This is a genomic window from Aedoeadaptatus acetigenes, assembly GCF_025566985.1.
Lineage (GTDB): Bacteria > Bacillota > Clostridia > Tissierellales > Peptoniphilaceae > Aedoeadaptatus > Aedoeadaptatus acetigenes.
Genome location: NZ_JAOQJD010000014.1, coordinates 16,691 through 43,537 on the forward strand (window position 1 = coordinate 16,691; position 26,847 = coordinate 43,537).

The 26,847-nt window shown below is 49.2% G+C and carries 27 protein-coding genes; 24 read left to right on the forward strand and 3 right to left on the reverse strand.

The window, feature by feature from the left end; translation table 11 throughout:
• Positions 1-25: 25 nt before the first annotated feature.
• Positions 26-1,147: an alanyl-tRNA editing protein gene (locus OCV31_RS08045; RefSeq protein ID WP_148474153.1), complete on the reverse strand. Its 1,122-nt coding sequence runs from the start codon at positions 1,145-1,147 to the stop codon at positions 26-28.
• 73 nt (positions 1,148-1,220) lie between these two features.
• Here OCV31_RS08045 and OCV31_RS08050 point away from each other — a divergent pair, with 73 nt between their 5' ends.
• Both OCV31_RS08050 and holA read left to right on the forward strand, forming a co-directional pair.
• Positions 1,221-3,596 carry a DNA internalization-related competence protein ComEC/Rec2 gene (locus tag OCV31_RS08050; protein ID WP_148474155.1) on the forward strand — a complete coding sequence of 792 codons (2,376 nt, stop codon included), beginning with the start codon at positions 1,221-1,223 and terminating at the stop codon, positions 3,594-3,596.
• On the forward strand, positions 3,515-4,498 hold the full coding sequence (holA, locus tag OCV31_RS08055) for a DNA polymerase III subunit delta (RefSeq protein ID WP_148474157.1): 984 nt from the start codon (positions 3,515-3,517) through the stop codon (positions 4,496-4,498). Before OCV31_RS08050 ends, holA begins: the two co-directional genes overlap by 82 nt.
• Before the next feature lie 46 nt (positions 4,499-4,544).
• Here holA and rpsT read toward each other — a convergent pair whose 3' ends face one another.
• On the reverse strand, positions 4,545-4,808 hold the full coding sequence (gene rpsT, locus OCV31_RS08060; protein WP_108831955.1) for a 30S ribosomal protein S20: 264 nt from the start codon (positions 4,806-4,808) through the stop codon (positions 4,545-4,547).
• A 204-nt stretch (positions 4,809-5,012) separates the two neighbouring features.
• On the opposite strand from rpsT, the gene lepB reads away from it, so the two are divergent.
• The 11 genes from lepB (at position 5,013) to OCV31_RS08115 (ending at position 16,596) form a co-directional block, all read left to right on the forward strand.
• Positions 5,013-5,516 carry a signal peptidase I gene (lepB, locus tag OCV31_RS08065; RefSeq protein WP_148474227.1) on the forward strand — a complete coding sequence of 168 codons (504 nt, stop codon included), beginning with the start codon at positions 5,013-5,015 and terminating at the stop codon, positions 5,514-5,516.
• Between the two features lie 21 nt (positions 5,517-5,537).
• Positions 5,538-7,346 (forward strand): translation elongation factor 4, encoded by a 1,809-nt coding sequence (gene lepA / locus OCV31_RS08070; protein WP_148474159.1) that lies wholly within the window; start codon positions 5,538-5,540, stop codon positions 7,344-7,346.
• Positions 7,347-7,385: 39 nt separating this feature from the next.
• Positions 7,386-8,513 (forward strand): radical SAM family heme chaperone HemW, encoded by a 1,128-nt coding sequence (gene hemW / locus OCV31_RS08075; protein WP_148474161.1) that lies wholly within the window; start codon positions 7,386-7,388, stop codon positions 8,511-8,513.
• A gap of 228 nt (positions 8,514-8,741) precedes the next feature.
• On the forward strand, positions 8,742-8,945 hold the full coding sequence (locus OCV31_RS09815; RefSeq protein WP_431833758.1) for a CD1845 family protein: 204 nt from the start codon (positions 8,742-8,744) through the stop codon (positions 8,943-8,945).
• Entirely contained in the window at positions 8,932-9,294 is a 363-nt protein-coding gene (locus tag OCV31_RS08085) for a hypothetical protein (protein WP_148474163.1), read from the forward strand. Before OCV31_RS09815 ends, OCV31_RS08085 begins: the two co-directional genes overlap by 14 nt.
• Before the next feature lie 374 nt (positions 9,295-9,668).
• Complete coding sequence (locus OCV31_RS08090) at positions 9,669-10,307, forward strand: TetR/AcrR family transcriptional regulator (protein ID WP_148474165.1); 639 nt, start codon at positions 9,669-9,671, stop codon at positions 10,305-10,307.
• Between the two features lie 74 nt (positions 10,308-10,381).
• Positions 10,382-12,127 (forward strand): ABC transporter ATP-binding protein, encoded by a 1,746-nt coding sequence (locus OCV31_RS08095; RefSeq protein WP_148474167.1) that lies wholly within the window; start codon positions 10,382-10,384, stop codon positions 12,125-12,127.
• A 1-nt stretch (position 12,128) separates the two neighbouring features.
• Entirely contained in the window at positions 12,129-13,859 is a 1,731-nt protein-coding gene (locus tag OCV31_RS08100) for an ABC transporter ATP-binding protein (RefSeq protein ID WP_148474169.1), read from the forward strand.
• A 21-nt stretch (positions 13,860-13,880) separates the two neighbouring features.
• The gene (locus tag OCV31_RS08105; RefSeq protein WP_019134606.1) at positions 13,881-14,462 is read left to right on the forward strand and encodes an MptD family putative ECF transporter S component; all 582 of its coding nucleotides are present in this window, start codon (positions 13,881-13,883) and stop codon (positions 14,460-14,462) included.
• Positions 14,462-15,160: an energy-coupling factor transporter transmembrane component T family protein gene (locus tag OCV31_RS08110; RefSeq protein ID WP_148474171.1), complete on the forward strand. Its 699-nt coding sequence runs from the start codon at positions 14,462-14,464 to the stop codon at positions 15,158-15,160. The genes OCV31_RS08105 and OCV31_RS08110 overlap by 1 nt, the downstream gene beginning before the upstream one ends.
• A complete protein-coding gene (locus OCV31_RS08115; protein WP_148474174.1) occupies positions 15,148-16,596 on the forward strand; it encodes an ABC transporter ATP-binding protein in 1,449 nt (482 codons plus the stop codon). Before OCV31_RS08110 ends, OCV31_RS08115 begins: the two co-directional genes overlap by 13 nt.
• A 6-nt stretch (positions 16,597-16,602) precedes the next feature.
• On the opposite strand, the gene OCV31_RS08120 is transcribed toward OCV31_RS08115, so the two are convergent.
• Entirely contained in the window at positions 16,603-17,028 is a 426-nt protein-coding gene (locus OCV31_RS08120; protein ID WP_267303899.1) for a hypothetical protein, read from the reverse strand.
• A gap of 307 nt (positions 17,029-17,335) precedes the next feature.
• On the opposite strand from OCV31_RS08120, the gene hrcA reads away from it, so the two are divergent.
• The 11 genes from hrcA (at position 17,336) to OCV31_RS08175 (ending at position 26,817) form a co-directional block, all read left to right on the forward strand.
• Positions 17,336-18,364, forward strand: coding sequence for a heat-inducible transcriptional repressor HrcA (gene hrcA / locus OCV31_RS08125; RefSeq protein ID WP_267303900.1), 1,029 nt, complete (start codon positions 17,336-17,338; stop codon positions 18,362-18,364).
• A gap of 3 nt (positions 18,365-18,367) precedes the next feature.
• Entirely contained in the window at positions 18,368-18,916 is a 549-nt protein-coding gene (gene grpE / locus OCV31_RS08130) for a nucleotide exchange factor GrpE (RefSeq protein ID WP_148474179.1), read from the forward strand.
• A 54-nt stretch (positions 18,917-18,970) separates the two neighbouring features.
• Positions 18,971-20,800 (forward strand): molecular chaperone DnaK, encoded by a 1,830-nt coding sequence (gene dnaK, locus OCV31_RS08135; RefSeq protein WP_148474181.1) that lies wholly within the window; start codon positions 18,971-18,973, stop codon positions 20,798-20,800.
• Positions 20,801-20,913: 113 nt separating this feature from the next.
• Entirely contained in the window at positions 20,914-22,038 is a 1,125-nt protein-coding gene (gene dnaJ / locus OCV31_RS08140) for a molecular chaperone DnaJ (protein WP_148474183.1), read from the forward strand.
• The gene (gene prmA / locus OCV31_RS08145) at positions 22,035-22,949 is read left to right on the forward strand and encodes a 50S ribosomal protein L11 methyltransferase (RefSeq protein WP_148474185.1); all 915 of its coding nucleotides are present in this window, start codon (positions 22,035-22,037) and stop codon (positions 22,947-22,949) included. The genes dnaJ and prmA overlap by 4 nt, the downstream gene beginning before the upstream one ends.
• Positions 22,946-23,680, forward strand: a complete 735-nt coding sequence (locus OCV31_RS08150; RefSeq protein WP_148474187.1) for an RsmE family RNA methyltransferase — start codon at positions 22,946-22,948, stop codon at positions 23,678-23,680. The genes prmA and OCV31_RS08150 overlap by 4 nt, the downstream gene beginning before the upstream one ends.
• Positions 23,667-24,989, forward strand: a complete 1,323-nt coding sequence (mtaB, locus tag OCV31_RS08155; RefSeq protein WP_148474190.1) for a tRNA (N(6)-L-threonylcarbamoyladenosine(37)-C(2))-methylthiotransferase MtaB — start codon at positions 23,667-23,669, stop codon at positions 24,987-24,989. Before OCV31_RS08150 ends, mtaB begins: the two co-directional genes overlap by 14 nt.
• On the forward strand, positions 24,970-25,308 hold the full coding sequence (locus tag OCV31_RS08160; RefSeq protein ID WP_108831946.1) for a histidine triad nucleotide-binding protein: 339 nt from the start codon (positions 24,970-24,972) through the stop codon (positions 25,306-25,308). Before mtaB ends, OCV31_RS08160 begins: the two co-directional genes overlap by 20 nt.
• A gap of 112 nt (positions 25,309-25,420) precedes the next feature.
• Positions 25,421-25,600 carry a 30S ribosomal protein S21 gene (rpsU, locus tag OCV31_RS08165; RefSeq protein WP_068367335.1) on the forward strand — a complete coding sequence of 60 codons (180 nt, stop codon included), beginning with the start codon at positions 25,421-25,423 and terminating at the stop codon, positions 25,598-25,600.
• Between the two features lie 16 nt (positions 25,601-25,616).
• Positions 25,617-26,060 (forward strand): GatB/YqeY domain-containing protein, encoded by a 444-nt coding sequence (locus tag OCV31_RS08170; protein ID WP_148474192.1) that lies wholly within the window; start codon positions 25,617-25,619, stop codon positions 26,058-26,060.
• A gap of 79 nt (positions 26,061-26,139) precedes the next feature.
• Complete coding sequence (locus OCV31_RS08175) at positions 26,140-26,817, forward strand: NfeD family protein (protein ID WP_148474194.1); 678 nt, start codon at positions 26,140-26,142, stop codon at positions 26,815-26,817.
• Positions 26,818-26,847: the final 30 nt, after the last annotated feature.

The window sequence follows — 26,847 nt, forward strand, 5'->3', positions numbered from 1 at the left end:
CTCGGAATTTTCCGGGGGCTTCCTATTACAGTATTTTCTTTTGGATGGCGATTAAAAAGCTTTCCATGATCGGATTCATTTGCGTGCGGGGCACATTGACCTGCACGTGGTACATATTGCCCGAGCCTTCATGATCGCCTTTCAAATGATCCATGATTTCTTTTAAATCCACCGGCACATCGGCGCTTCGAAGGACGTGAATTTGGGCTTCGTTGCCGTTGGGAATGCCGTAGATCTGTACGGTCTTCGATTTTTTCTGAATGGCGTTGGACAGGTATTTAAAGCTTTTAAAATTAATGTTTTCCAGAGTGGTGTAAATATAGCCCACGCCTTCCACGGTGCGGCGCTTGGCCATAAATTCTTGCACCTGTTCCAGACCGATGGTTTCTTCCAGGGAGTCGATTTTCTTCTTTTGTTCGTCAATTTTGCCCTGGAGTTTTTTCACCGCCTGCCAAATGCCCTGCGTGGTGCTTTCCTTCAGGTACATGGACAGATTTTTCGTCAGATAACGATGGTTTCTGTAATCGTCCAAGGCGCTTTTGCCGCAGACGAAGGTAAGCTTCAGGCCTTCTTCCTCTTTTTCGATTTTTTGAATGGCGAAGAGGGCCACCTCGCCGGTGTTTTTCAAGAGAGGTCCCACGCTGTAAACTTTGTCTACGGAGGGGATGGTGACCTCGCCCTTTTCTTCTTGAATCGGAAGATTGGATTCGATAAGATGATTGACGTAGTTCTCTATTTTTTCAAGAGACATAAAGCCGATGTCCTCGGCGTCGACGACGAGATAGCATACCTCTTCCGTGGAGCCGGAAAGGACCTTGGCGTGGAGAAGTTTTTCCAAAGCGCCGGCAAAGAGAATGCGGGCGATGTTGTTTTGCATGGATTGCAGGCGGCGGGGCCAGTCGATGGCGAGCTCCGCTTCCTCGCCGCTTTTTGCCGCGGGCATTTTGCATTGAATGCGGCCGCCTTCCGCGGTGTAGTCCACGGCTTCGCCGTCGATGGTGATTTTATCGCCGGCGTAGTAGCCTTCCACCGGCGGGGCCACGATGCTGTCTTCCAACAAGAAGTAATCAAAGCCTTTACTTTTTACGGTGTCGGGAACGGTGATTTTCATGGATTTACGGTAGGGTTCCCTAAGATACAGGGCCATAGGCGCCTCCTTTTGTTTTATTCGCGTTTTCCTTATTTTATCATATCTTTCGGTTTTTCGAGAGCGGGTGGTTATGAAACAGTTATGGTTTATCTTGTGCCTGGCACTTGCCGGGGGCTGCTTTTTTGCGGAGCGCGCGCCCCTTTTCTTTATTGCGCCTGTTTTGATCCTCGCCGCCTTTTGTTTTTTACTGTGGGGAAAGAAAGCGAATGCACTCTATCCCGCGGCAGCTCTCGCCGCGTTTGTCTTTGCCTCGGCCGGCCTTCATTCCGTGGAGGCGCCTCCTGTGCGGGCCGCGGTGCGGGGCGTGGTTATGGCGTCGAAGGAAAATTACTACGATTTAAGGCTCGGCCCCTTTAAAAAGGTGCGGGTTTTTTCCGAGGCGAATCCCGCCATGGGCGAGCGGATGGCCGTGCGGGGGCTTACGATGAAGCCGGAAGTGCCGAGAAATCCCGGCGGCTTCGACGGACGCCATTACGCATTATCCCACGGAATTAAAGCCACCCTGCGACCCACGAAGGAAGAAATGCTTCCCGAAAGGGGAGGGGCCATCGAAAAGATCTACGCCTGCCGCGGCCGGTTCAGAAAAAAAGGCGCGGCCATTTGCGAAAATTATTTTCCGCCGAAAGAGGCGAAACTTTTATCCGCCATGCTCTTCGGAAACGACGCCGACTGGGAGGGGCTTGAAGATTTTCGCACCCTGAATGTGATTCATATTTTGTCCATTTCGGGTTTACATATCGGGCTTATTCTGGCTCTGATGTCCGGGGCTTTAAAGAAGCTCACCGTACCCTACGACCTGCGGAAGATTTCCGTCCACGGGCTTTTGCTCGCGTACCTTTTTCTCACGGGCTTTCCCGTAGGCGGCATGCGGGTGTGGCTGTCCCTCTTGTTTACGGATGCGGGGAAGCGGCTGTGGCGGCCGGTGGATCCCAACTACGCCCTGGGCTTCAGCGCCGCCATATTTCTCTTGGTCAATCCCTTTTACATTTACCGATTGGGCTTTTTGTTCAGCTTTTTCTCCGTCTACGGCATATTAAATTTCTACCCGAAATTGCCCATCCTCGGATCGGAAAGGGGAAAGGTTGCACAGGCCCTGGGCGTGAGTGTGGCCGTGAGCCTCGCCATCGCGCCCCTTCTCCTGTTTACCTCCGGGAGCATTTCGATGATGGGCCTTATCGCCAATGTGGTGCTTCTGCCACTTGCCGCGGCGATTTTGTACGGGGCCGTGGCCGTGTCCCTTTTGTCTTTTCTCTTTCCGCCGGTGGCGGCGGGGGCGGCCGTCGTGACCCGATGGATTTTTCTGCCCTTTCTTTTTCTCACAAAGCACATGGCCCACGCGCCTTTCAATTGGGTGCTGCCGAGCTTTTCCGTCCTCGAGGCCTGCGCTTATTACCTGATCCTTCACTTCGCCATGCACTTTCCCATGAGGCGCCTGAATTTAAGGGCGGGCAGGCTCTTGATTCTTCAGGCCGTGATTGTCGGCATCCTTGTTCTCGCTTGGGGCCACCGGACGCGGCCCGATCTTTCCGTGACCCAGCTCTACGTGGGGCAAGGGGACTGTGCCTATGTTGAGGCGAAAAATTTTCGCGGTCTCATCGACACGGGCGGCAGCCGCTTCGGCGCCGATCCCACGGCCCGCTACGTGGAGCCCTTCTTGCGGAAATGCGGCGTGGGTGCCCTGGACGCCGTGTTCCTTTCCCACTACGACGCGGATCACGCCGGCGGTGTGAACACCTTGGCGAAAAACCACAAAATCAAACACATTTTCGCCCCGGCGCCGGGAAGCGACGAAGATGTAGCCATGTACGAGGAAATTCAAGACAATGCCGGCGCCGTCGAGCCCATCGAGGGGACATTTGCCATGAAGGATTGGGATTTGAGGGTCTTTCCCCCTTACGGAAAGGAAGACAACGCCCTGTCCATGGTGATGGAGCTTTCCTCCAAGGGGCAGAGGATGCTCTTTCTCGGCGATTTGCCCGCGCAGCAGGAGAAAGTGCTTCTTTCGGATCTTCGCCACAGCGAGAGCATTGTGAAGCTCGCCCACCACGGATCGAAGACATCAAGCTGCGACGAGTTTTTGGAAGCCACACGGCCTCGCTTGGCCCTTATTTCCGCGGGCGAGAACAATTCCTACGGCCATCCCCACAAGGCGGTCCTTCAGCGCTTACAGAACCACGACATTCCTTATTTAGAGACGAAAAACGGCGCCATTACTATGGATTTTAAAGACGGGAAAGTTTTTGTGTCCGTCTATAAACCGCGGAAATTTTCCGTAGGGCAAAGTATCTTTTTTGCCGCCTGCGTGGTAGGCTTAATGGGTATGGTCGATGTGGGCGCAACGTATTTTAAGAAAAGAGAGCGATTATGGAATCAGTGGATTACAGCGGAGCCTATCTTCTCCACGGGCCGGAAAAATTCGGTATGGAAGAGAAGCGCAGACAAATAGAAAAGCGGTATTTGGATCCCGCCACCAAGGATTTAAATTACGACGTGGCATCGGGGGATGTGGGAGAAATTTTGGCCAAGGCCAACACCCTGCCCTTCATGTCGGAAAAGCGCATCGTCGTCGTAAAAGACGCGGGGCTTTTGGCGAGCGATCCGGCCTTCGATCGCTTCCTGGAGGGGGTTTTTGAAATCCCGGCCTCCACGATTCTTCTTTTAATGGAGACACAGACGCCTGTAAAGAAGAATCAAAAGCTCTACAAGCGCTTCGACAAGGCCCATCGGGTCATCGCCATGGAGCGACTCACCGGGCAGGTGCTCAGGCGCTTTCTCGCCGGCTATTTGGCGAAGCAAAATCGCCGCATTCGCCCGGAGGTGCTGGAGCATTTTATCCGCCTCTCCGGCTACGGCGACAGGCAATTTACAGGAGACCTCGAGGGCCTGGTGAACACATTGGATCAAATCGCAAGCGTTTCGGAAGGGGAAGTGACCATGGAGGCGGTGGACGCCTTTTTGGATCCCTTTTCCGCGGAGACCATCTTCGATCTTCTCGCCGCCATCGCGAGAAAAGACGGGGCTGCGATTTTAAATCTTTTGGACGAATTCGAAGTGAAAGAAGAGCCCGCCGGGCGCATTCTCTACATGATCGCACGGCAAACGGGCAATCTCCTCTACTACAAAACCATGAAAGAGACGGGAAGAAGTGACGGAGAGATTTTTCGCTTTATGGGCGTAAAGCCCTACGAAGGCAAAAAAATAGCCGCCCAAAGCGGCGCTTATACGAAGGCGCAGCTCGGGCGGCATTACCGATACATTCTGGACGAGGAGCTTCGCATGAAGAGCACCTCCGCTTCGGATCGGGACGTGCTTCAGACCCTGCTTCTTTCCATGTTGCGGGACAATTAAATAAGGGCAATAAAAAAACTGAAAACAACTGTTTTCAGTTTTTCTCTTAGTTGGCGCGATTTAACTTTTTGGTCAAACGGCTCATGCGACGATCGGCCGCGTTTTTATGAATAACATTCTTGGATGCCGCTCTCTTGAGTTTTTTGTCGACAGCGCGGAGGAGATCTCTCGCTTCGTCGATATCACCTTTGTCAAGCGCTTCTTCGAACTTGCGAATGGACGTCTTAATGCCGGTTTTAACGGATTTATTGCGCAAGGTTTCTTTCTTCGTTCTGTCGATACGCTTAATTGCGGATTTAATATTTGCCATGATTCACCTCCGACTGTGATTTTATCCCTTTGGATACCTTAACTTGTAGAATTTTACCACATGGTTCGGCCTTTTGCAAGAAAGGCTTCGGGGAAGTTTACAAAAGATGTAGAAAACTCGGGTTTGTGGTAAAATGAATAGTCAGATTCAAGAAAGGGGAACATTTTGAAGCGAAAAGGAAAATCGTCTTCCACGGCGGTAGAAATGATAAAAATAGTAATTATGGCGGTGGTATTGGCCGTAGTCATCCGCCACTTCATCTTTAACACGACCATGGTCATCGGCCAAAGCATGGAACCGACACTGCACGAAAGGGAACGCATGATCTGCTTGGTCTTTCCCAATTACTTCTCTGATCCCAAGCGGGGCGACATCGTGATTATCGACGCGCCGGACGAGTCGGGGAAAGAATACGTGAAGCGCGTCGTCGGCCTGCCCGGGGATCACATTCAAATCGAAGAGGGCAAGGTCTTCGTCAACGGCGTGGCCTTAAAGGAAAACTACATCCATCCCGGCGTATCCACGGGGATTTATCAGGACAAGGCCTGGGATATAAAAGAAGGCGAATTTTTCGTCATGGGAGACAATCGCCAACAGGGCATGTCCATCGACAGCCGCTACTTCGGTCCGGTGGAAAAGAAGCACGTAAGGTCACGGGCGGCTCTGCGTTACTATCCCTTTTCGAAATTTACTGTATTTAGCCATTAACGGACGCATAAAGGAGGTACTATGACCGATCGTCAAAAAAACATTCGTAATTTCTCCATTATCGCCCATATCGATCACGGAAAGAGCACCTTGGCCGACCGACTCATCGAAAAGACCGGCATGCTTACGGAGCGGGAAATGGACTCCCAGGTGCTGGACTCCATGGCGCTGGAAAAAGAGCGGGGCATTACCATTAAGCTCAAGGCCGTGCGCCTGGTCCACGAGAGGGACGGGGAAGAATATATTTTAAATCTCATCGACACTCCGGGCCACGTGGACTTTAACTACGAGGTGTCCCGCTCCTTGGCCGCCTGTGAAGGGGCGCTGTTGGTCGTGGACTCTACCCAAGGGGTGGAGGCACAGACCTTGGCCAATGTGTACTTAGCAATGGATCAGGATTTGGAAATGGTGCCGGTCATCAACAAGATCGACCTGCCCTCGGCCCGCGTGGATGAAGTAAAAAAAGAAATCGAGGACATCGTCGCTCTGGACACGGAGCATGCGCCTTTAATCAGCGCGAAAAACGGCGTGGGCATCGACGATGTACTGGACGCCATTATCGACGAGATTCCCGCGCCGACCGGGGATGCGAATGCGCCACTAAAGGCGTTGATCTTCGATTCCATTTACGACAGCTACCGGGGCGTGGTTTGCTACGTGCGGATTTTCGACGGCAAAGTAAAGGCAGGGGACCGCATTAAAATGTGGGCCACGGAAAAAGAATTTGAAGTGGTGGAAGTGGGCGTCAATGCCAACGGAAGCATTCCTCTCAAGGAACTTTCCGCAGGCGATGTCGGCTACATTACGGCCAGCATTAAAAACGTAAAAGAAGCTCGGGTCGGCGACACGATCTACGATCCGGCCAATCCGCCGAAGGAAGCCCTGCCCGGCTACAAAAAAGTCGTGCCCATGGTCTACTCCGGCATCTATCCCGCGGAAGGGGAATCCTACACCGACGTGCGCGACGCTCTGGAAAAGCTCCAGGTCAACGACGCGGCCCTGGTATTCGATGCGGAAACTTCCGTGGCCTTGGGCTTCGGCTTCCGCTGCGGCTTTTTGGGCCTTCTTCACATGGAAATCATTCAAGAGCGGCTGGAGCGGGAATTTAATCTGGATATTATTACCACGGCGCCTTCGGTTATCTACCGGGTGCACACCGTGGACGGGGAGATGGAAGAGATTCAAAATCCGTCGAACCTTCCCGATCCCACGGCCATCGAATACATGGAAGAACCCTTTGTGCGGGCGGAAATTATGTCGCCCACGGACTACGTCGGCACCATTATGGAGCTCTGCCAAGAGCGCAGAGGCCGCTACATCAGCATGGACTATTTGGAAGAGACCCGCGTGGTCATCACCTACGAGTTGCCCTTAAACGAAGTCATTTACGATTTCTTCGACGCCTTAAAGAGCAAGACAAGGGGCTACGCCTCCTACGACTACGAGCTCATCGGCTACGAACAGGGCGACTTGGTGAAAATGGATATTCTCATCAACGGGGAATTGGTGGATGCCTTCTCCCTTATCGTCCATAAGGAAAAGGCCTACGAGCGGGGCAGAAAAATTTGCGAGCGCCTCACCGGCGTCATTCCCCGCCATCAATTTGCCGTGCCCATTCAGGCGGCCATCGGCTCCAAGATCATCGCCAGAGAAACCATTCGCGCCGTGAGAAAAGACGTACTGGCCAAGTGCTACGGCGGCGACATTTCTCGGAAGCGAAAACTCTTGGAAAAACAAAAGGAAGGGAAGAAGCGCATGCGCTCCATCGGCAATGTGGAAGTGCCTCAAGAAGCCTTCCTCGCCGTCCTCAAATACGACGAAGACAAATAAGAAAGGCGGACCTGGAAGGGTCCGTTTTTTGGAGGTTTTATGAAAAAGTCCCCGGGCATTTACATTCACGTGCCCTTTTGCGAAAAAAAGTGCGACTACTGCGATTTCTACTCCCTGCCGAAAAAGGGCGAGGCGGATTTCGACGACTACGCGGAAAATCTCCTGAGAGAGATCGCGCTCTATGAAGATGCCATGGGCGTCGGCGTAAGCACGGTGTTTTTCGGCGGCGGCACGCCCTCCCTTATCGGCACGGCGCGCCTCGTGAAAATCATGGAGAAGCTGCGCCCTTTTCTAAATGAAGGGGCGGAGATCACCATGGAGGGAAATCCCGAAAGCGTCCTTCGCCTCGACGTGGCCGCCTTAATCGATGCGGGCTTTAATCGCTTCAGCATGGGGGTACAGAGCGCGTCGGATAGGCTGCTCAACATCATGGGCCGCATTCACGACAGGAAAACCGCCGAGGACGCCTTTTACCATTTAAGAGAGGGCGGGGCGAAAAACATTAATCTGGACTTCATCTCCTCCGTTCCTTCGGAGACCATGGAGGATGTGGCGGCGAGCCTCGCCATGATCGAGGCCCTGAATCCGGAACACGTGAGCCTTTACAGCTTAATCGTGGAGCCGGACACGGCCTTTTATCGCCGCTACGGAGAGATGATGGAGGAAAGAGACGAGGCGGATCGCATCCACGTTCACGCCTACGAAAAAGGCCTCGCCGCTTTGGGTTACAAGCAGTACGAAATCTCCAATTTCGAAAAAGGCGGCTGCAAGTGCGCCCACAATTTAAATTACTGGCACTTAGGCGAATACATCGGCCTTGGTCCCGGGGCAAGCGGCCATTTAAACGGCAGGCGGTACAGAAATGTACAAAACCTTTCCGCCTACAACGAGGCCCTTCGCGAAGGCCGCGCGCCTATTGAAGAGGAAGAAGTGCTCTCGCCCGTGGATCGGGACAACGAGTACACCATGCTCGGCCTCCGACTCAATGAGGGCATTGCCATGGATGCCCTCATGCCTTCGGGGGCGCGTTTTGACACGCTCTATAAGGAAGCCATCGAAAAAAATGTGAACGACGGCCTCCTCACCATAACAAACGGCCGCGTGGCCTTAACGCGAAAGGGACGCGACCTGGCCAATCGGGTGGAAGTGGATTTCTTCCGCTTATAAAAATGAGTTCCCTTGAAGATGAGAGAAAGAAAAAACACGGAGCCATTCATGTGAATGAAACGATGCTTCGAAAGGGAAGGCAACAAGCACTTTACATCAGCGTAACGGAGAAAAACTTGAGAATAGTTTTGAAAATTATACTTTTTCCTGTATCTATATTTTTATCAGTGACAAACAGCCTTTATAAAATTTGTACACGGCATTGGAACAACAATACTTTATATTTTGATGCTTTTTTGTATCATAGGTGCAATAGCATGTTTTGTTCAAAGAGATACAACAACATGTATACGGGCGTTAATTATTGGTTTCTTGGTTAGTCCATATGGATTGCAACTATTAGCAGCAGTTGCTATTAGAGCAATTGAGGGAATGAATGAAAGAATAAAACAAATTAGAATTTGTGGAGATAATGAGTATGAAAAAATTTAACAAGATTAGTGTGGTCTCGTTACTTATTCTAATCTTATCATTTACTGTTGTTAGGTATGCCGTATTCGGAATACACGGAATGAAACAATTGCCACTTGTACTAGGCTTACTTATCGCTGTAGAGTTGATAGTCCTCTGTTTCACTAAAGTTAAAATAGTACCTCTTATCTCTGCGATTTCATATCCACTCGGCTTTGCTATTGGGTGTTTGTTCCAAATAAGTGGATTAGATGCTGGCGGTGGAGCAACAAATAATCTGTGGATTATTTGGATAGGTACCATTTTTGTAATGAACATTATTGCTGTTTTCGCAGAATTGATAAATAGAAAGAAAGCCAAGCAACAGTAAGTTTGCGTTCGTGTGATTGTTAGAACAGCCTAATAAATCCCAGTTTTTAGCACTAACAATCCACCTAAATAGATTTAAGATCTAGTGTCTGTAAGCATTGATATTACTTCATGAGAACAAAACGCCATATTTTATACATTTTAACGGCACAGCCGCTTAGGGTATGGAACTCATACTCAGGGGTACGAAAAATAGGTATGGGGGTACGAAAACAATTCGATAGGACAAATAGCATCACGATCATATAAAACCAGGCCTTCTTCTGGTCATAATTATTGACGTAAAAATATTTCTCTTGACAAATAGCAACAGCTGGGTGTAATGTTTAGATAACTTAGTTATCTAAACAAGAACTATTTTTGATGGGAGGATCTATGACTACAGGTAATTTTGAAGAAACTCATGCCAACATACTAAAAAGTGGTCTGGATGCCTTCTTGGAGGAAGGCTATGAAAAAGCAAATATGAGAAGAATTTGTAAATCAGCTGGCGTGACAACAGGAGCTTTCTATAAGCATTTTACAGATAAGGAAGATTTGTTTGCAAAGTTGGTAGAGCCTTTAGCAGATAAGATCAATGAAATTTATAACTACTACGAAAAAGAAAGTTTTTCCACCTACGGCACGGAGTTTCCCGTTCCCAAAGAAAAAATCTTAAAAGTTCTTGAACTCAAACAAGAAGGGACGCTTAAAAGTGTTGAGTTTTTCTATGCGCATAAAGATATCTTTGAGCTTCTTATTTTTAAATCCTATGGCACAAAGTATGAGCATTTCTTAGATAAACTCATCGAAATTGAGGATCGTAATGACTGGTCGATTTTAGAGATGATCCATGGGAAAGAAAACGCGGATTCCATCATGACCAAGCAAAGTGTCCATATCATCAATCATGCATTTTTCAACGCCATCTCTGAACTCGTTGTACACGCACTCGATAAAGAACAGCTTCTCAGTATGACAAAGACGATGTCTAATTTTTTCAATGCGGGTTGGGAAAAGTACCGCAGCCCGTAGCTCTATATTTTTTTATCTAAGAGATAACTTAGTTATCTAATTTGCTTTATATGTGATCACGAGGAGGTAAAAACATGAAAAAACAAAGTCCCATAAAGCGTCTGTGGGAACTGGCTGCTAGTCAGCACGCCGGACTAAAACTCTCTGTGAGTCTTGCGGTACTTGGAGTTTTAGGTGGTATCGTTCCCTACGTGGCTGCGGGGCAGGTTCTGACAAACTTATTTAATGGTGTGACAGACTTCAGTGCTTATATGAAAGCCTGTGTTGTCGGCCTTTTAGGCTACGCCGTGAAATCCGTTCTATATTCACTGTCGCTTTCCGTTTCCCATAAAGCCACTTTTGAACTTTTACAGGAACTGCGCGAAAAAATGCTGCACAAGCTTCCAAAACTCCCGCTGGGGAAAGTAACAGCGACACCCAGCGGTGAATGGAAGCAGCTCATTGTAGATCAGGTGGAAAGTTTGGAGCGTCCGGTTGCTCATCTTATTCCGGAAATGACGGCAAATATGGTGGGGCCGCTCTGTATTTTGATTTATCTCATTGTACTGGACTGGCGCATGGCACTGTTATCTTTGGTATCCATCCCGATCGGAATGTTTTTTATGAGTATCATTATGAAAAGCTACGGCAAGCAATATGCCGGCTCGGTCCAGGTTGGCGCTCAGATGAATGCCGCTATAGCGGAATATGCCGGAGGCATTGAAGTTATTAAAGCTTTCAATCAAGGAGAGAGCAGCTATCACAAGTTTTCTGAGAAAATTCTCGCAAATGCCCAATACTACTATGACTGGATGAAAAGCGTTCAGTTCTTAATGTCGCTGTCTAAATCGATACTTCCTACAACGCTGCTTGCTGTTTTGCCGGCAGGATATCTTTTTTATCAAAGTGGAAGTTTGGACGGAGGCACATTTCTGACGACGGTGATCCTCTCTTTCTCCCTTTCGGGTCTTTTGATGGCTGCCATGAATTTTGTGGATAGTTTGGCTCGGGTGGGAACGGTTGTCGGTCAGATTGATGCGCTCTTAGTTGCCGAAGAGCAACAGCATGAAAAACACCCGGTATCGTTCAACAAACACGACATTGTTCTCGATCATGTTTCTTTTTCCTATGAATCCGGTGAAGATGCCAAAGAAATTATTCATGATGTTTCTTTAAGCATAAAAGACGGGAGCTTTAATGCATTTGTAGGTCCATCCGGCGGCGGCAAATCGACCTTAGCAAAACTGATAGCCGGCTATTGGGATGTGGAAAAAGGAAGCATCGCTATCGGTGGTATCAATGCGAAAAAGGTTCCCTTAGAACAACTCTATAACAGCGTTTCCTTTGTATCTCAGGATAATTTTCTCTTTAACGAAAGCATTCGCAACAACATTCGCATGGGTTGCTTGAGTGCTACGGATGAAGACGTGGAGCACATTGCGAAGCTCTCAGGCTGTCATGACTTTATTGAGAATCTGGAAAACGGTTATGACACGATTGTAGGAGAAGGAGGCACTCATCTTTCCGGAGGTGAGCGTCAGCGGATTTCTATTGCGCGCGCCATGCTTAAAGATGCCCCGATTGTCATTTTCGACGAAGCAACAGCATACATTGATCCCGAGAATGAAGTGCTGATGCAGCAAGCACTGGGACAACTTGTTGCGGGGAAGACCGTTATCTCAATCGCTCATAGACTTTCCACCATCACGGAAGCCGATCAAATCTTCGTCATAGAAGAAGGAAAAATCGAAAATCATGGCACACATCAAGAGCTGCTTGAAAAGTCAAAGCTCTATCAAAGTATGTGGTTTGCTCATGTAGGCGCGAAAGGAGGCAAATAATATGTTGAACGCACTGAAAAAAATAGGACATTTTGCCGGAGAGGAACAGGGCAATATTAGAAAGTCCATCGCCGTTTCCTTTCTTTTTGCCATTTTCTATATGTTTCAAATTGGTGCTGTTTACTTTGTCATCTTAGGGATGCTGGGAAAAGATACCGGCATAAACCCTGCTCTTTTGGCACTCCTTTTTCTCCTTATTAGCATCTTCGGACGTGCTCTTACCAACTACTTTGCTCAGCTCGAGCAAACGCATGCCGGCTACTTCATGGTGGCTCGGCAGAGACTTGCGGTCGCAAACAAAATGAAGACCGTGCCTATGGGCTATTTTGATGAAGCAAACACCGGCAATATTGTAGGAACGCTTACTACGGTTCTCGGTGATGTAGAAAACACAGCTCCTGTTGTGCTGATCAATATCATGGGAGGCTTTCTCAATGCTTTTGTGTTTACTTTAATAACCTTGATCTGGGATTGGCGTATCGGTCTCATCGTTATTGTCGGTACACTGATTTATTTGTGGGTTACCTCGGCGATGGAGAAAAAGACGGCACATCTTGCACCGAAACGCCAAGAAGCGCAAGCAGAACTGGTGGAAGCCGTTCTTGAACAGATTAAGGGAATGTCCATTATTAAATCCTTTAATCTGACAGGGAAAGGCGATAAAAAGGTTCATGCGGCAATTCGTCGTAACAAGAAGACCAACCTTGCTATTGAAAAAATGTTTACGCCTTACAATATGGCCCAGGATTTGGTGCTAAAGCTCTTTAGCATTTTGATTATCGTTGTAGCTATTTACCTTTACGTGCAAGGAACTATGCTTCCGGAAAATGCTCTGATGTCCGTTATCATTTCCTTTATGATTTTTGCCCAGATTGATTCCGCCGGTTCATCTATGGCTGTTTTGCGTGTGGTATCCAGTTCTATTGATCAGGTAGAAAACCTAAAACAGATGCCGGTTATGGATATTCATGGTGAAGACATCCGTCCGAAAAAAGCCTCCATAAAGGTAGAAAATATTGACTTTTCGTATGGAAGCAAAGAAATTTTGCATGATGTAAGCTTTACCGTTCCGGCAAAAACAACCACGGCTATCGTAGGCCCTTCTGGATCCGGGAAAACAACGGTTTGTAATTTAATTGCCCGTTTCTGGGATGTCAATGCAGGAAGCATCAAAATTGGAGGACATGATATTCGGGACTATACGTTGACCTCTTTGATGGATCAGATCTCTATGGTGTTCCAAAGCGTCTATTTGTTCCAAGACACCATTGAAAACAATATCAAATTTGGAAACATGAATGCCACGCATGAAGAAGTCGTCCAAGCTGCTCAAAAAGCAGCTTGCCATGATTTTATCATGAGTCTGCCGGAAGGCTATAAAACGGTAATCGGAGAAGGCGGTGCATCTCTTTCCGGTGGTGAAAAACAGCGTATCTCTATTGCAAGAGCCATCCTCAAAGATGCGCCCATCATCATATTCGATGAAGCAACAGCCAATGTCGATCCGGAAAACGAAGATAAGCTTCAGCAGGCTATGAACAGCTTAATGAAAGATAAAACCATCATTATGATTGCTCATCGCTTGAAAACAGTTGAAAACGCCGATCAAATTTTAGTGATTGATGAAGGCAAAGTAGTGGCGAGTGGCACACATAACGAACTTTCCGCCAAAGACGGTATTTATTCCAGGTTCCTTCAGGCTCGGAAAACGGCTGAGTCTTGGAAGATATAAAAAGCATTTAAGGAGGATTTTATGAAACTTAAAAATGTGGTACAAATTGCAGTGCTTGGAGTCATTGGCTTTGTTCTGGCTATGGGCATCGGTATGCTGACGGGACTTTTAGGCGTGGTTTCACTTTATGTATCCGCAGGATTTGGCGCTTTCTTTGTCGCACCGGTCTATGTCATCATGGCACGCAAGGTGCAAAAGCGAGGTGCATCGTTTCTCTTTTGGCTGATTATCGGTCTCTTATACATTGCAATGGGCTATTGGATTGCGACGCCGATTTGTGTTGTTGCCGGTATCATAGCTGAACTGATTGTAGGTGATTACAGCAATAAAAACCGTATTGCCATGGCTTTCAGCGCATCAATGTTTATTTACGCCATGCATCCGATTCTATTTGTTGTGTTGTTGGGTGCCGAAAACATTGCACGCTTTGTCAGCAGCATGAGTTTAGAGCAAGCGCAAATGATGGTGGCCAGCTATACCGGAAATGTAATAGTGATTTGCGTTTTGGTAAACATTGTTTTGGAGCTTATCGCCGGCCGCTTCGGGCTTTTCATCAATAACAAGTTTTTCGAAAAGAATAGTAAACAAAGCAGGCTTAGCTGATGATAAAGGAATCAGCTCTAAAGAAAAAGGAGGAAGGACAGCTGCATCCGTTTACGCTCTTCGTGCTTACGATTCTGGTGTCCTTCCAGGTCTTTTTTGGCAATCAAACGGTCTATTGGGCTGTGCTTGTTCTGACGTTGTTGATTGCTTTAAATGCCTCGACAGGTCTCTTTTTTAGACAGATTATTGTTTTTTCCGTTTCCTATGGCATGATGTATCTTTTGGCCTTCGCTGATTTGGGATATGTCACAGGCATTTTTATAGGACTTTTTGCACTCATTGTCCGTTTCATACCGATCTTTAATATTGGCATTGTATTGATTCTTACCAGCCCATCGAAAATCTTAGCCTGTTTTCGCAAGCTTCATATGCCCAACACCGTTAGTGTAGCCATGATTGCAGCTTTGCGTTTTATGGATGAAATTGGCCTGCGCTTGCTTGAGATTCGAAACGGTATGAAAATCCGCGGTTTTCATGCTTCACTTTTGCACCCTATCCGTACTTTTGAGCTGTACTTTGTTCCTTTGGTATATAAGTGTCTGCATGTCAGCGAAACGCTCGTCTCTTCAATTATTGCCAAAGGTATCGAGTATGAAGGAGAAAAAACCAGTTATTATGATATGCGCTTTAAATTCGCAGATGGCATCAGCCTGTTTGCCGGCGTGGCGCTTTTGGGAGTTGCACTATGGACATCATGAAAGTCAATATTGAGCGATTCACCTATCAAGGTGCAGAGAAGGCATCTTTGCATGATATTCATTTTATGATTACCGAAGGAGAACTCATCGTGCTCACCGGTAATTCCGGCTGTGGAAAGACCACGCTCACCAGAGTGCTAAACGGTCTTATACCAGAACAGTATGAAGGAACACTGGATGGTAAAGTCACATTATTGGGTCAAAACCTGCATGATTTTAAGACGGGTACCTTGGCTAAGGTCATCGGCAACGTATTTCAAAATCCATCAGATCAATTCTTTACCCGCAAGGCAGAAGATGAGGTCGCTCTTGTCGGAGAGAACCTCGGCATGCCGCGAGAAAAACTGAAAGAGCGAGTAAAAAAAGCTTTTGAATGCATGAACATTCCTCATCTCATGGATAAAAATTTGAATGAGCTTTCTGGCGGCGAAAAGCAGCGGGTAGCTATTGCTTCCACCTTAGTTTATGACACAAAGCTTATTTTCTTTGATGAACCTTCGGCATCACTTGATCAAGAAGGGATCCGCGATTTGCAAAACATCCTGAAATTGCTTAAAGCGTCAGGTAAAACCATCGTCATCGCCGAACACCGACTGTATTTTTTGAAAGAACTCTACGATAAGCTTTATGTCATGAAAGACGGAACTTTTATCAAAGAGTTTGATGCCGGAGAACTTAAGACTTCCGATTGCAAAGACTTCGGGCTTCGGACAATCGATTTTTCCGCACTTGTTCCGCACAACACGACAAAGACAGGTGAGCGTGTTTTTTCTGCGAAGGATGTTCATGTCTCTGTAGACAAAAACGAACTCATCTCGAATTTATCCTTTGACTTACATTCCGATGAAATCATGGGGATTGTCGGCACAAATGGTATCGGAAAAAGCAGTTTAGGTCGTGTTCTCTGCGGACTTGCCGGCAAGAAGCAAGATATTTCATGGGGAAAAACTCAGCGAGAACGGCTGAAGAATGCCTACTACATGATGCAGGATGCAGATTATCAGCTGTTTTTTGATACCGTAGAAAACGAGGCGCTCGCGAACGGCAAAAAAATAAGCGATGCTTATTTGGCAGAGGTCTCTTGGATCATTAAGCATATTGATCTTTGGAATAAACGCAGCGAGCATCCGCAAAACTTATCCGGCGGGCAAAAGCAAAGGCTGGCTCTCGCCAATGCTTTTTTGAGTGAAAAGCAAATTCTTATTTTGGATGAGCCGACCAGCGGTTTGGATTACATGCACATGGATAAAATCGCCGAGCTTATCTTTGAACTTGCCAAAGGTCGCCCGACAATGATTATTACACATGACATCGAACTATTACTGAAAGTCTGCCGGACGGTCCTTCTGATCAAACAAGATGGATATGAGAAATTTGATTTACAGACGGCAGAATATCATAAGCTCATTTCTTATTTTGAGCAGATGATGAAATAACGGCGGCTAAGAGCAAATCTCGCTGCCGTTTCTGAAGGTTATGCAGATATCTTCTTTGCTGAATGCCGTGATGTGATTTACGAGGGCGCAGAAGCTTTGTGCATTGAATGCTTGCAGAAGCGTATCTTGTTTTTGCAGCTGTTTCAGGCAAAATTTGACATCGGCTTTGGTCGCGTGCATCTTTTTGAGCTTTCCTTCGACCTTCGCTAAGGCCGCCTGTTTTTCATCGTAGAAGCGTTTCGGATCTTCATACTTTGCTTGGTACTCTCTCTGGTCTTGCGGAATGGCAGCATTTTGGCGGATAAGGTCTTCAATTATCTTGGCACAGATATCCATCTCGCTTTTTAACTTTGTTTTTTTGCATTCCAAAGCATGAGTATTATAAACGCTTCCGACAATTTCATGAAAGATTAAGAAGCATCCATGAAACATGGAAGCATGGTGCGTAGCGTCTTCCTATGAGAGAGAACAAAAATGACCACATCAGGGTAAAAGAATGCCCTGGTGTGGTCGTTTTGTTTTGAAATCACTTAAACCTGCCGCCGGCAATTAAAAAGTCCCGATCCGGCGAACATCAAAGCTTTAGATTATTTTACTAATTCCTGAATGGAGCCTTCGAAAGGAGAATCTTTTTTATTTTTAGCAATCGCCCTTGACAAGTGCTAAAACCGTGGTATACTTAAACCATAAGCGATTGGCACTCAATAAGCACAAGTGCTAATATGGAAAGGAGGTTATGTTGGACAAGAGAAAGACAGATATTTTAAACCTAATTATCGAGTCCTACATCGCCTCCCCGGTGCCCGTAGGCAGTCGCACCATTTCGAAATCCCCGACCCTCGCCGTATCCTCGGCGACCATACGGAACGAAATGAGCGATTTGGAAGCCTTGGGCCTTTTAGAAAAGCCCCACACTTCCGCCGGGCGCATTCCGTCCGAAGGCGCTTATCGATTTTATGTAGACGAATTGATTCCCGAGATCGATTCTCCGAAATCCCTCGTGACCCATTTCGAGGAGGCCATGCCCATGGAGCTCTACGGCTCTGAGGATTTTTATTCCACCGCCGTGGAAGCCCTGGCCGATCACACGGAAAACTTGGCGCTGATGATGGTGCCGAGAAAAAGCGATCGAAGGCTGAAGTATTTGGACTTAATTCCCGTGAACGACCACATGGTCATGCTACTCATCGTCGGCGACCGCGGTGTCGTCGTCAAACGCATGATCGACTTAGGTTTCGGCGTCGACGAAGAAGAGCTGCGCTACGTCGCAGGCGTCCTATCCGATGCCTTCGTGGGCACGCCCTTCGATGCCATCGACGGAGTGAAATTCGTTCTCTCCGGAGAACTCGTGCGCTACGAATCCTTCGTCCTTCAAATCACTGAGATCCTCTCCCGCGTCATCCACGCGGTGGAAGAGGTGGACGTGGTCATAAGCGGCGTGGGCCATTTGTTTCGCTACGAAGAATTTCAAGATCCGGGGCGCATGAAATCCATGCTGGATTACGTCCGGGACAAGGCGAATCTATTGCGGCTTTTTCATCCCCTGCCGAGCGACGAAGCCATTCGCTTTCGCATCGGCTCGGAGAACACGGAAAAGAGCATGCAGAACAACAGTTTAATTAGTCGTATCTATCCCATGAACGGCACGGATTGGGGCGCAATCGCCTTAATCGGTCCCGTGCGGATGAACTATAGAAAGTCGGCGAATTCCCTCATGGCATTTACCGACGCACTGTCGAGGCGACTTGGGAAAAGAACGTTGAGGTGAGAAGTGGTAGTAAATAATAACGACATGCCGAAGGACATGGATCCGACGGAAGAAGAAATGAAACAAACCGAAGAGACCGAAGCGACCGAAGCAACTGAAAATGAAGTGGCGGAAGATGCGTCGGAAAAAGACGAGCGCATCGCGGAGCTGGAAGAACGCTATCTGCGCCTGCAGGCGGATTACAGCAATTTCCGCCGGCGCAGCGGCGAAGAAAAGCAGCAAATGCATCTCTTGGGCATGGGAAAATTGGCCCTGGACATTCTGCCCATTCTGGACAATTTCGAACGGGCGCTGGCCACAGACGATGTGAAAGACGAAAAGTTTTACGAAGGCATGAAGATGATCGCCGATCAGTTCCGAGACGAACTGGCGAAAAACGACATCGTGGAAATCGACGCGCTGAACGCGCCCTTCGACCCGAATCTGCATCACGCCGTCATGATCGAAGAAAAAGAAGGCGTCGAAGCCGATGTGGTCATCGACGTTTTGCAAAAGGGCTACAAACTGAAAGACCGCGTCATTCGACCGGCCATGGTGAAGGTCTCAAAATAATATAGATTAACAAAGGTACACTTAGAAAACACGTACATTCAGGAGGAAATGAATATGGCAAAAATTATTGGTATTGACTTAGGTACAACGAACTCCGCCGTCGCAGTTATGGAAGGCGGCCAATCGACGATTATCCCCAACATCGAAGGCAACCGGACCACCCCGTCCATCGTGGCTTTCACCAAAGACGGCGAACGCCTCGTCGGCGAAACGGCGAAGCGCCAAGCCATTACGAACCCGGACAGAACCGTGGCATCCATTAAGCGCCACATGGGCAGCGATCACAAGGTCACCATCGACGGCAAAGATTACTCGCCTCAAGAAATCTCGGCCATGATTTTACAAAAATTAAAATCCGACGCCGAAAGTTATTTAGGTGAAACCATTACCGAAGCGGTCATCACCGTGCCGGCCTACTTTACCGACGCCCAACGTCAAGCGACGAAAGACGCCGGACGCATCGCCGGACTCGATGTCAAACGTATCGTAAACGAACCCACGGCAGCTGCCCTCGCTTACGGCGAAGATAAGGACACGGACTCCAGCATGGTTATGATTTACGACTTAGGCGGCGGTACGTTCGACGTGTCCATTTTGGAACTTTCCGATGGCGTCTTCGAAGTACAATCCACGCGAGGCAACAATAAATTAGGCGGCGACGACTTCGACGAAAAGATCATCGACTGGATCGCCGACAGCTTCAAGAAAGAAAACGGCGTCGACTTAAAGGCCGACCGCATGAGCTTGCAACGCTTGAAAGAAGCGGCAGAAAAGGCGAAGAAAGAACTTTCTTCCACCATGAGCACCAACATTAACCTGCCCTTCATTACCGCCACGGCAGAAGGCCCCTTGCACTTGAACATGGACCTTTCCCGCGCGAAATTCGACGAATTGACCGCAGACCTCGTCAAGAAAACCGAAGGCCCGGTAAAGGAAGCCTTAAAAGACGCCAACCTTTCCGCATCGGACATCGACAAAGTCTTGTTGGTCGGCGGTTCCACCCGTATCCCCGCCGTACAAAACTTGGTTAAGACCTTGATCGGCAAGGATCCCCAAAAAGACATCAACCCGGACGAATGTGTCGCATTAGGCGCCGCCATTCAAGCCGGCGTATTGAGCGGCGATGTAAAGGACTTGCTCCTCTTAGACGTCACGCCCCTTTCCTTAGGGATCGAAACCATGGGCAATGTCACCACCCGCTTAATCGAACGCAACACCACCATCCCCACGAAGAAGAGCCAAACCTTCACCACGGCTGCCGACAATCAAACCAGCGTCGACATTCACGTGCTTCAAGGGGAACGTCAAATGGCACAAGACAATGTGACTTTGGGTCGCTTCCAATTAGACGGCATCGCACCGGCGCGTAGAGGCGTACCGCAAATCGAAGTCACCTTCGACATCGACGCCAACGGCATCGTCAATGTCAGCGCCAAGGACTTAGGCACCGGAAAAGAACAACACATTACCATTACCTCTTCCACCAACTTGTCGGAAGATGAAATCAAGGAAAAAGTTCGCGAAGCCGAAGTCCACGCCGAAGAAGACAAGAAGAAGAAAGAAGCCATCGAAATTAAAAACAACGCCGACTCCGTCATCTACGCGTCCGAAAACGCGCTGAAAGATGTGGACGGCAAGATTTCCGATGAAGACAAGAAAAAAGTTGAAGACGCCATCGAAGACTTGAAGAGCGTCAAAGATACGGACGATATCGACGCCATCAAGGCCAAGACCGAAGCCCTTCAAACAGCTTTCCAATCGGTATCGGAAGAACTTTATAAACAAGCCCAAGCGCAAGCAAATGAACAAGGTGAAGAAGCGAAAGCCGACGACGACGTAGTCGATGCCGATTACGAAGTTGTCGACGACGAAGACGATAAGTAATGACTTGGGTAAAAAGGGCACTTCGGTGCTCTTTTTTTGTTTTAGAATCTTTTAAAGTCGCGGGAGATAGGATATGATAATACTATTTGAGCGAAGAGAAAGAGATGGTGTCTATGAGAGATTTTTACGAGATTTTAGAGATCGAGCGCACCGCCACGGCGGCGGAAATTAAAAAAGCATACAGAAAAAAAGCGAAGCAATACCACCCGGATTTGCACCCGGGAGACGAAGAGGCGGAGCATAAATTTAAAGAAGTCAATCTCGCCTACGAAGTGTTAAGCGACGAAACCAAGCGTAGCACCTACGACGTCTACGGCGAAGAGGGCATTAAAAACGACTACGCCTCCGGCGGTTTCTCCGGCGGCTTCGGCGATATTTTCGGCGACCTCTTCGACATGTTCGGCGGCGGCTTCGGCGCGAATTTTTCCGGCGGAAATCAGGCCAAGGCTCCGCGGGACGGCGCCCACATCCGCTACGATATTAATCTGACCTTTAAGGAAGCGGTATTCGGCACGGAAAAAGACATTCAGATCCGTCGCACGGAAAATTGCTCCCACTGCCACGGCACAGGCGCCGAGGACGAGACGAAGATTCACACCTGCGAAACCTGCGGCGGCAGCGGCCAAGTGCGCCAGTCCACCGCATCGGCTTTCGGCCGCTTTATGCGCGTGGTGCCCTGTGACACCTGCGGCGGCACGGGCACCGTTATCGAAGAACCCTGCAAGCACTGCAAGGGCAGCGGCAAAGAGACGGTCAACAAAAAGCTTCACCTGCGCATTCCCGCAGGCGTCGACGATCAAAGCATTATGACCATGGCCGGCGAAGGCCACGCCGGCGACAACGGCGGCCAGGCGGGCACGGTGTATGTGTACCTTCACGTAGAAGAAGACGACATCTTTACGCGAAGAGGCAATAATTTATACGTAGACATTCCCATTCGCTACGAAGACGCCGTCTTAGGCGGCACCATCAAAGTGCCTACCTTAAAAGAAATCATCGACTACGACATTCCCGCCGGCACCCAAAGTGGCAAAGATTTCCGCATCCAAGGGGAAGGCGTGCCCTTTTTGCGCAGAAAAGGCGCCGGGGATCTGATCTTTACCGTGAAAATCCTCGTGCCGACGAAAGTTTCCGCCGAAGAGCGGGAGCTTTTGGAACAACTGCGCAGCGAGGTGGGCAACAAAAAGACCGAGCAGGAAAAGGGATTTTTACAAAAACTAAAGGACTTTTTTGAATGACAATGTACCACATGCTGAAACTCAGCGGCGAACGGTCGCGGCAAGAAGAAGGAGAGATGTTTCTTCAGTCCATGGACGTGGACAGCTATGAAGTGATCTCCGCCGACGCCATCGACAATTTAAAAGACGGCGCCTTTATTTGGGACTGCATCGACGAGGACCTTGTTCAGGCTCCGACGGACAGATTTGAGCTGAAGGCCTATTTCGATGCCGAAGAAACGGCTGCCATGGAAAAAATCGCGGCGGCGGCAGAGGCGAAGGGCTTTTCCGTGGAAATTGAAGCCGTGGCGGATCAGGACTGGGCCAACGATTGGAAGCGCTACTTTCATCCCATCGCCGTCGACGAAGGGCTTTCCATCGTGCCGACTTGGGAAGATTACCATGCCCGTGACGGCGAAAAAATTCTGTGGCTGGATCCGGGCATGGCCTTCGGAAGCGGCAATCACGCCACGAGCTTTCTCTGCTCCCGCTACCTGAGACGCTACGTGAAGGAAGGGGATAGGGTCATCGACATCGGTTGCGGAAGCGGGATCTTATCTCTCGTTGCCGCCATCTCCGGTGCGGAGAAGGTCATCGCCGGGGATCTGGATCCCCAGTGTATCGAGGCCACGAAGGAAAACGCGGCGAAGAATCAATTGGAAGATAAAATCGATGTGCGTCTCGGCGACCTCTTTCAGGTGGTGAAAGAAGAGGCAGACGTGGTGGTGAGCAATATTTTCGCCGAAGTGATCATCGGCATGGCAAAGGACGTGTACCGCCACGTGAAGCCCGAGGGCATTTACATCGCCTCGGGAATATTAAAAGAAAAGCTCGAGGACGTAAAGGCGGCCTTAGTGAAAGAAGGCTTCGGGATTCTCGAGACCGAAACGAAGGGCGATTGGTCGGCTGTCGCGGCGAGGCGAATAAAATGAGGCATTTCTTTGTAGACGAGAAGCCCGTCGTCGGCGAGCGTGCGATTTTGCGTGAAGAAGACAGGGATCACCTGCTTCGGGTCCTGCGAGCCAAGGAAGGGGACGTTCTTCAAATCGCATGGAACGAAAGCCTCTTTCGGGGAACCCTCGAGATCATCGGCGGCGAGGCCTTCGTGCGCGTGGAAGAGGCCGTAGAGGAAAAAGCTGTTTCTACGGAGCTTTTCCTGGCTCAGGGCGTGGGAAAAAATCAGAAGACGGAGACCGTGTTGAAACACGCCACGGAATGCGGCATCGACGGTTTTATTCCCCTGCAAATGGATCGCTCCGTTTCCAATCTCACGAAGAAGTATGATGGGAAGAAGGCCCGCTTCGAAAAAATTGCCGAAGAAGCGGCGAAGCAATCCAATCGACGCCGTGTGCCCCTTGTCGGCGATTTGCTCACCGTGGACGGGCTCATCGCCGCGGCCGGTCCCGAGAATTTGCTCCTCGTCTGCTACGAAGGCGAGGCGGCCGTGGAAATCGAAGACGCGTCTCTCGACTCGGCGAAAAAAATCTATGTCATCATCGGGCCGGAGGGGGGCTTTTCCGACAGGGAAGTGGCCCTCTTGCATAATGCGAAGGCCCAATTTATTACCATGGGCGAGCGGATCCTGCGCACGGAAACGGCGGGAATCGTGGCATCTTATGTCATCAAGCGGAAAATAGAAAGGGGGCCTCATGCGGCGATTTAAAACCTATACACTGGGCTGCAAAGTCAATCAATATGAAACGGAAGCCGTGGAAGAAATGCTGGAAAGAGAGGGCTACGGTCACGACGCATCCATGGACGTGGATCTCGCGATCATCAATACCTGCACGGTGACCAACGAAAGCGACCGAAAGAGCCGCCAGATTATTCGCCGCCACAAGCGGGAAAACCCCAACTGCAAAGTGGTGGTCATCGGCTGCTACGCCCAGGTTTCCGCCGAGGAAGTGGCGAAGATCGACGGCGTGGATTTGGTGCTGGGCACGAAAGATCGCGCCGCCCTGCCCGGCTACGTGGAGGCGCTCTTTCAGGGAGCGGATCAAATCGTCCACGTCGAGGCCCACGAGCAAGGGGAGGACTTCGAGCATTTAGAAATTAAAGAAATCGAAGATCACACACGGGCTTATATGAAAGTGCAGGACGGCTGCAATCAGTACTGCGCCTACTGCATTATTCCCTACGCCCGGGGCTTTATCCGCTCTCGGGACATGGACGACGCATTGATAGAAGCGAAGCGCTTGGCCGCAAGCGGCTTTAAAGAAATCGTCCTGACGGGGATCCACGTGGGCAGCTACGGAAAAGATCTTTCCGAAGACGTGACCCTTGTGGATCTCATCGAGGCCATGGATGAAGTGGAAGGGATCGAGCGGATTCGCCTCTCCTCCATCGAGCCCATGACCATGACCGACGACTTTTTGAACCGCGTGGCCAAGCTGAAGCGCTTTATGCCTCATTTCCACCTGTCTCTGCAAAGCGGCGCAGAAAAAACTCTGCGGGAGATGAATCGCAACTACACCCCGGAAGAATATCGGGACACGGTGCGGCGCATACGGCGCGTGTTTCCCGATGCCGGGCTCACCACCGATGTCATTGTAGGCTTTCCCGGCGAAAGTGAAGAAGATTTCGAGGAGAGCTTGGATTTCGTCGAGGAAATGGGCTTTTCCCGTCTCCACGTCTTTCCTTACAGCATCAGGAAAAACACGCCGGCCGCCCGCAGGAAAGATCAAATCCCCGGCCCGGTGAAAAAAGAGCGGGCCGCCCGCATGATCGCTCTCGGAGACAAACTGGCCGCGGATTTCGTAAAAGACAGAATCGGCAAGACCTATCCCGTGCTCTTTGAAGAGAAAAAAGACGACAAAAATTACGGCTACACTCCCAACTACATTTACCTGTCCGTAGAGGGAAAAGAAGATCTGAGAAACACTCTTGAATATGTTACAATTGAGGGAGAAAGAGGCGGTGAAATCACCGGCCGAATCAGAAAGGAGCATGCGAATGGATTGTCTATTTTGTAAGATCATCGAAGGCGAAATTCCTTCCCAATGCTTGTACGAAGATGACAAGGTCTACGTCTTTAAAGACATTGAACCTCAGGCGCCGGTACACTTCTTGGTGATTCCGAAAAAACACATCGACTCCCTCGATGCCATGGAAGACGAAGACAGCGAACTCATCGGCTACGTGTTTAAAAAGATTCGCGACTTGGCAAGGGAAGAAGGCCTCGAAAACGGCTACCGCGTCGTACACAATATCGGCGAAGACGGCGGCCAGTCGGTAAAACACATGCACTTCCACGTTTTAGGCGGAAGAAGCCTGCAATGGCCACCGGGTTAAATCATTGAAAAACCTTAGGATTTGTTGAATTCCCCTTTCGAAACGTGTATAATAGTTAAGAATTTAGCCGAAAAGGCTATTCACTCTTTTCAAAAAGAGGGGAGGGGAAATCATGTCGGAAATCCGCGTTGGAGAAAACGAGTCTTTAGAATCTGCCTTAAAAAGATTTAAAAGACAATGTGCTTCCAGTGGTGTTTTGAAAGAAGTTCGCAAACGCGAACACTACGAAAAACCCAGTGTAAAGCGTAAGAAAAAATCTGAGGAAGCACGCAGAAAAAAACGTAAATACTAATTGAGAAGGTGTTATTTTGTCTTTAAAAGAAACCTTAATGCAGGATTTAAAAACTGCAATGAAGACGAAGGATAAGAGAGCGAAAGATACGATCACCATGGTGCGCGCCGCGATTAAACAAAAAGAAGTGGACGAACGCGTCGAACTGGACGACGAAGGCGTACTCAAAGTGCTGTCCAAGGAAATCAAGGAACGCCGGGGAAGCATCGAAGAATTCGAAAAAGCCGGCCGCGACGATTTGGTCGAAAGCACGAAGGCGGAAATCGACGTTCTCATGAAATACATGCCCGAACAATTATCGGAAGAAGAGCTCGAGAAGTTGATTCGCCAAGTGATGGAAGAAAACAACATCACGGAGAAAAAACAAATGGGTCTTCTCATGAAAAACATTATGCCGAAAGTGCAAGGTCGCGCCGACGGCAAGGCGGTTAACGCAATCGTCAATCGCATTTTAAATTAAAGTAACCCGGAGAGCCTCTCCGGGTTACTTTCGATTACGCATAATTTCCTCGGGTATAAATATATGGGGAGGTGTGGGCATGAAACTTTTTTTAACGTCGCTTGTTTCTCTTTTCGCGGCGACGCCGGTTTACGCGGCGGGCCCCGGCGCCGACCTTCTGCCCTGGCTCAGATCGGCCTTGGTCATCGTGGGCCTGGCGAGTTTTACCTACGCCCTTTTTTCCAAAGAATTTTCAAAAAGTTGGATCTTCGGCGCGGCCGCCATGCTGATCTACTTCATCACGGGAATCTTCGGCGGCGCGGCGTCGGTTATCACCCTGCTTTTGTTTTTGGCGAGCGGCGTTCTCGTCCTCGTGGAGGCCATCGTGCCGGGATTCGGCATCGCCGGCATCAGCGGCATCGCTTTGTTTTTTATCTCCCTCGCTCTGGCCATGGACAACGGCGTGCAGGCCATGCTCACTTTTTTCCTTTCCGCCGTCGTCGTGCTCTTAATGGCCCGGGGGCTGTGGGAAAAAGGCGAGAGCCTGCCCATGGTGAAGCGCCTCATGGGGCAAGATACACCTAAAAGGGAAAAGCTCATGCCGTGGAAAGTGGGGGACGTGGGCCTTTCAAGAACGCAGTTGCGCCCGGAAGGGATCGGGGAATTTAACGGCGAGGAAGTCACCGTGCGCTCCACCGGCCCCTTAATCGAAGGCCACCGCAAAATCGAGATTGTGTCCGTTCGCGGGCGCACCATTTCCGTGAGAGAGGTGGACTGATTTCGCTCCGCCTCTTTCGATGAATGTACT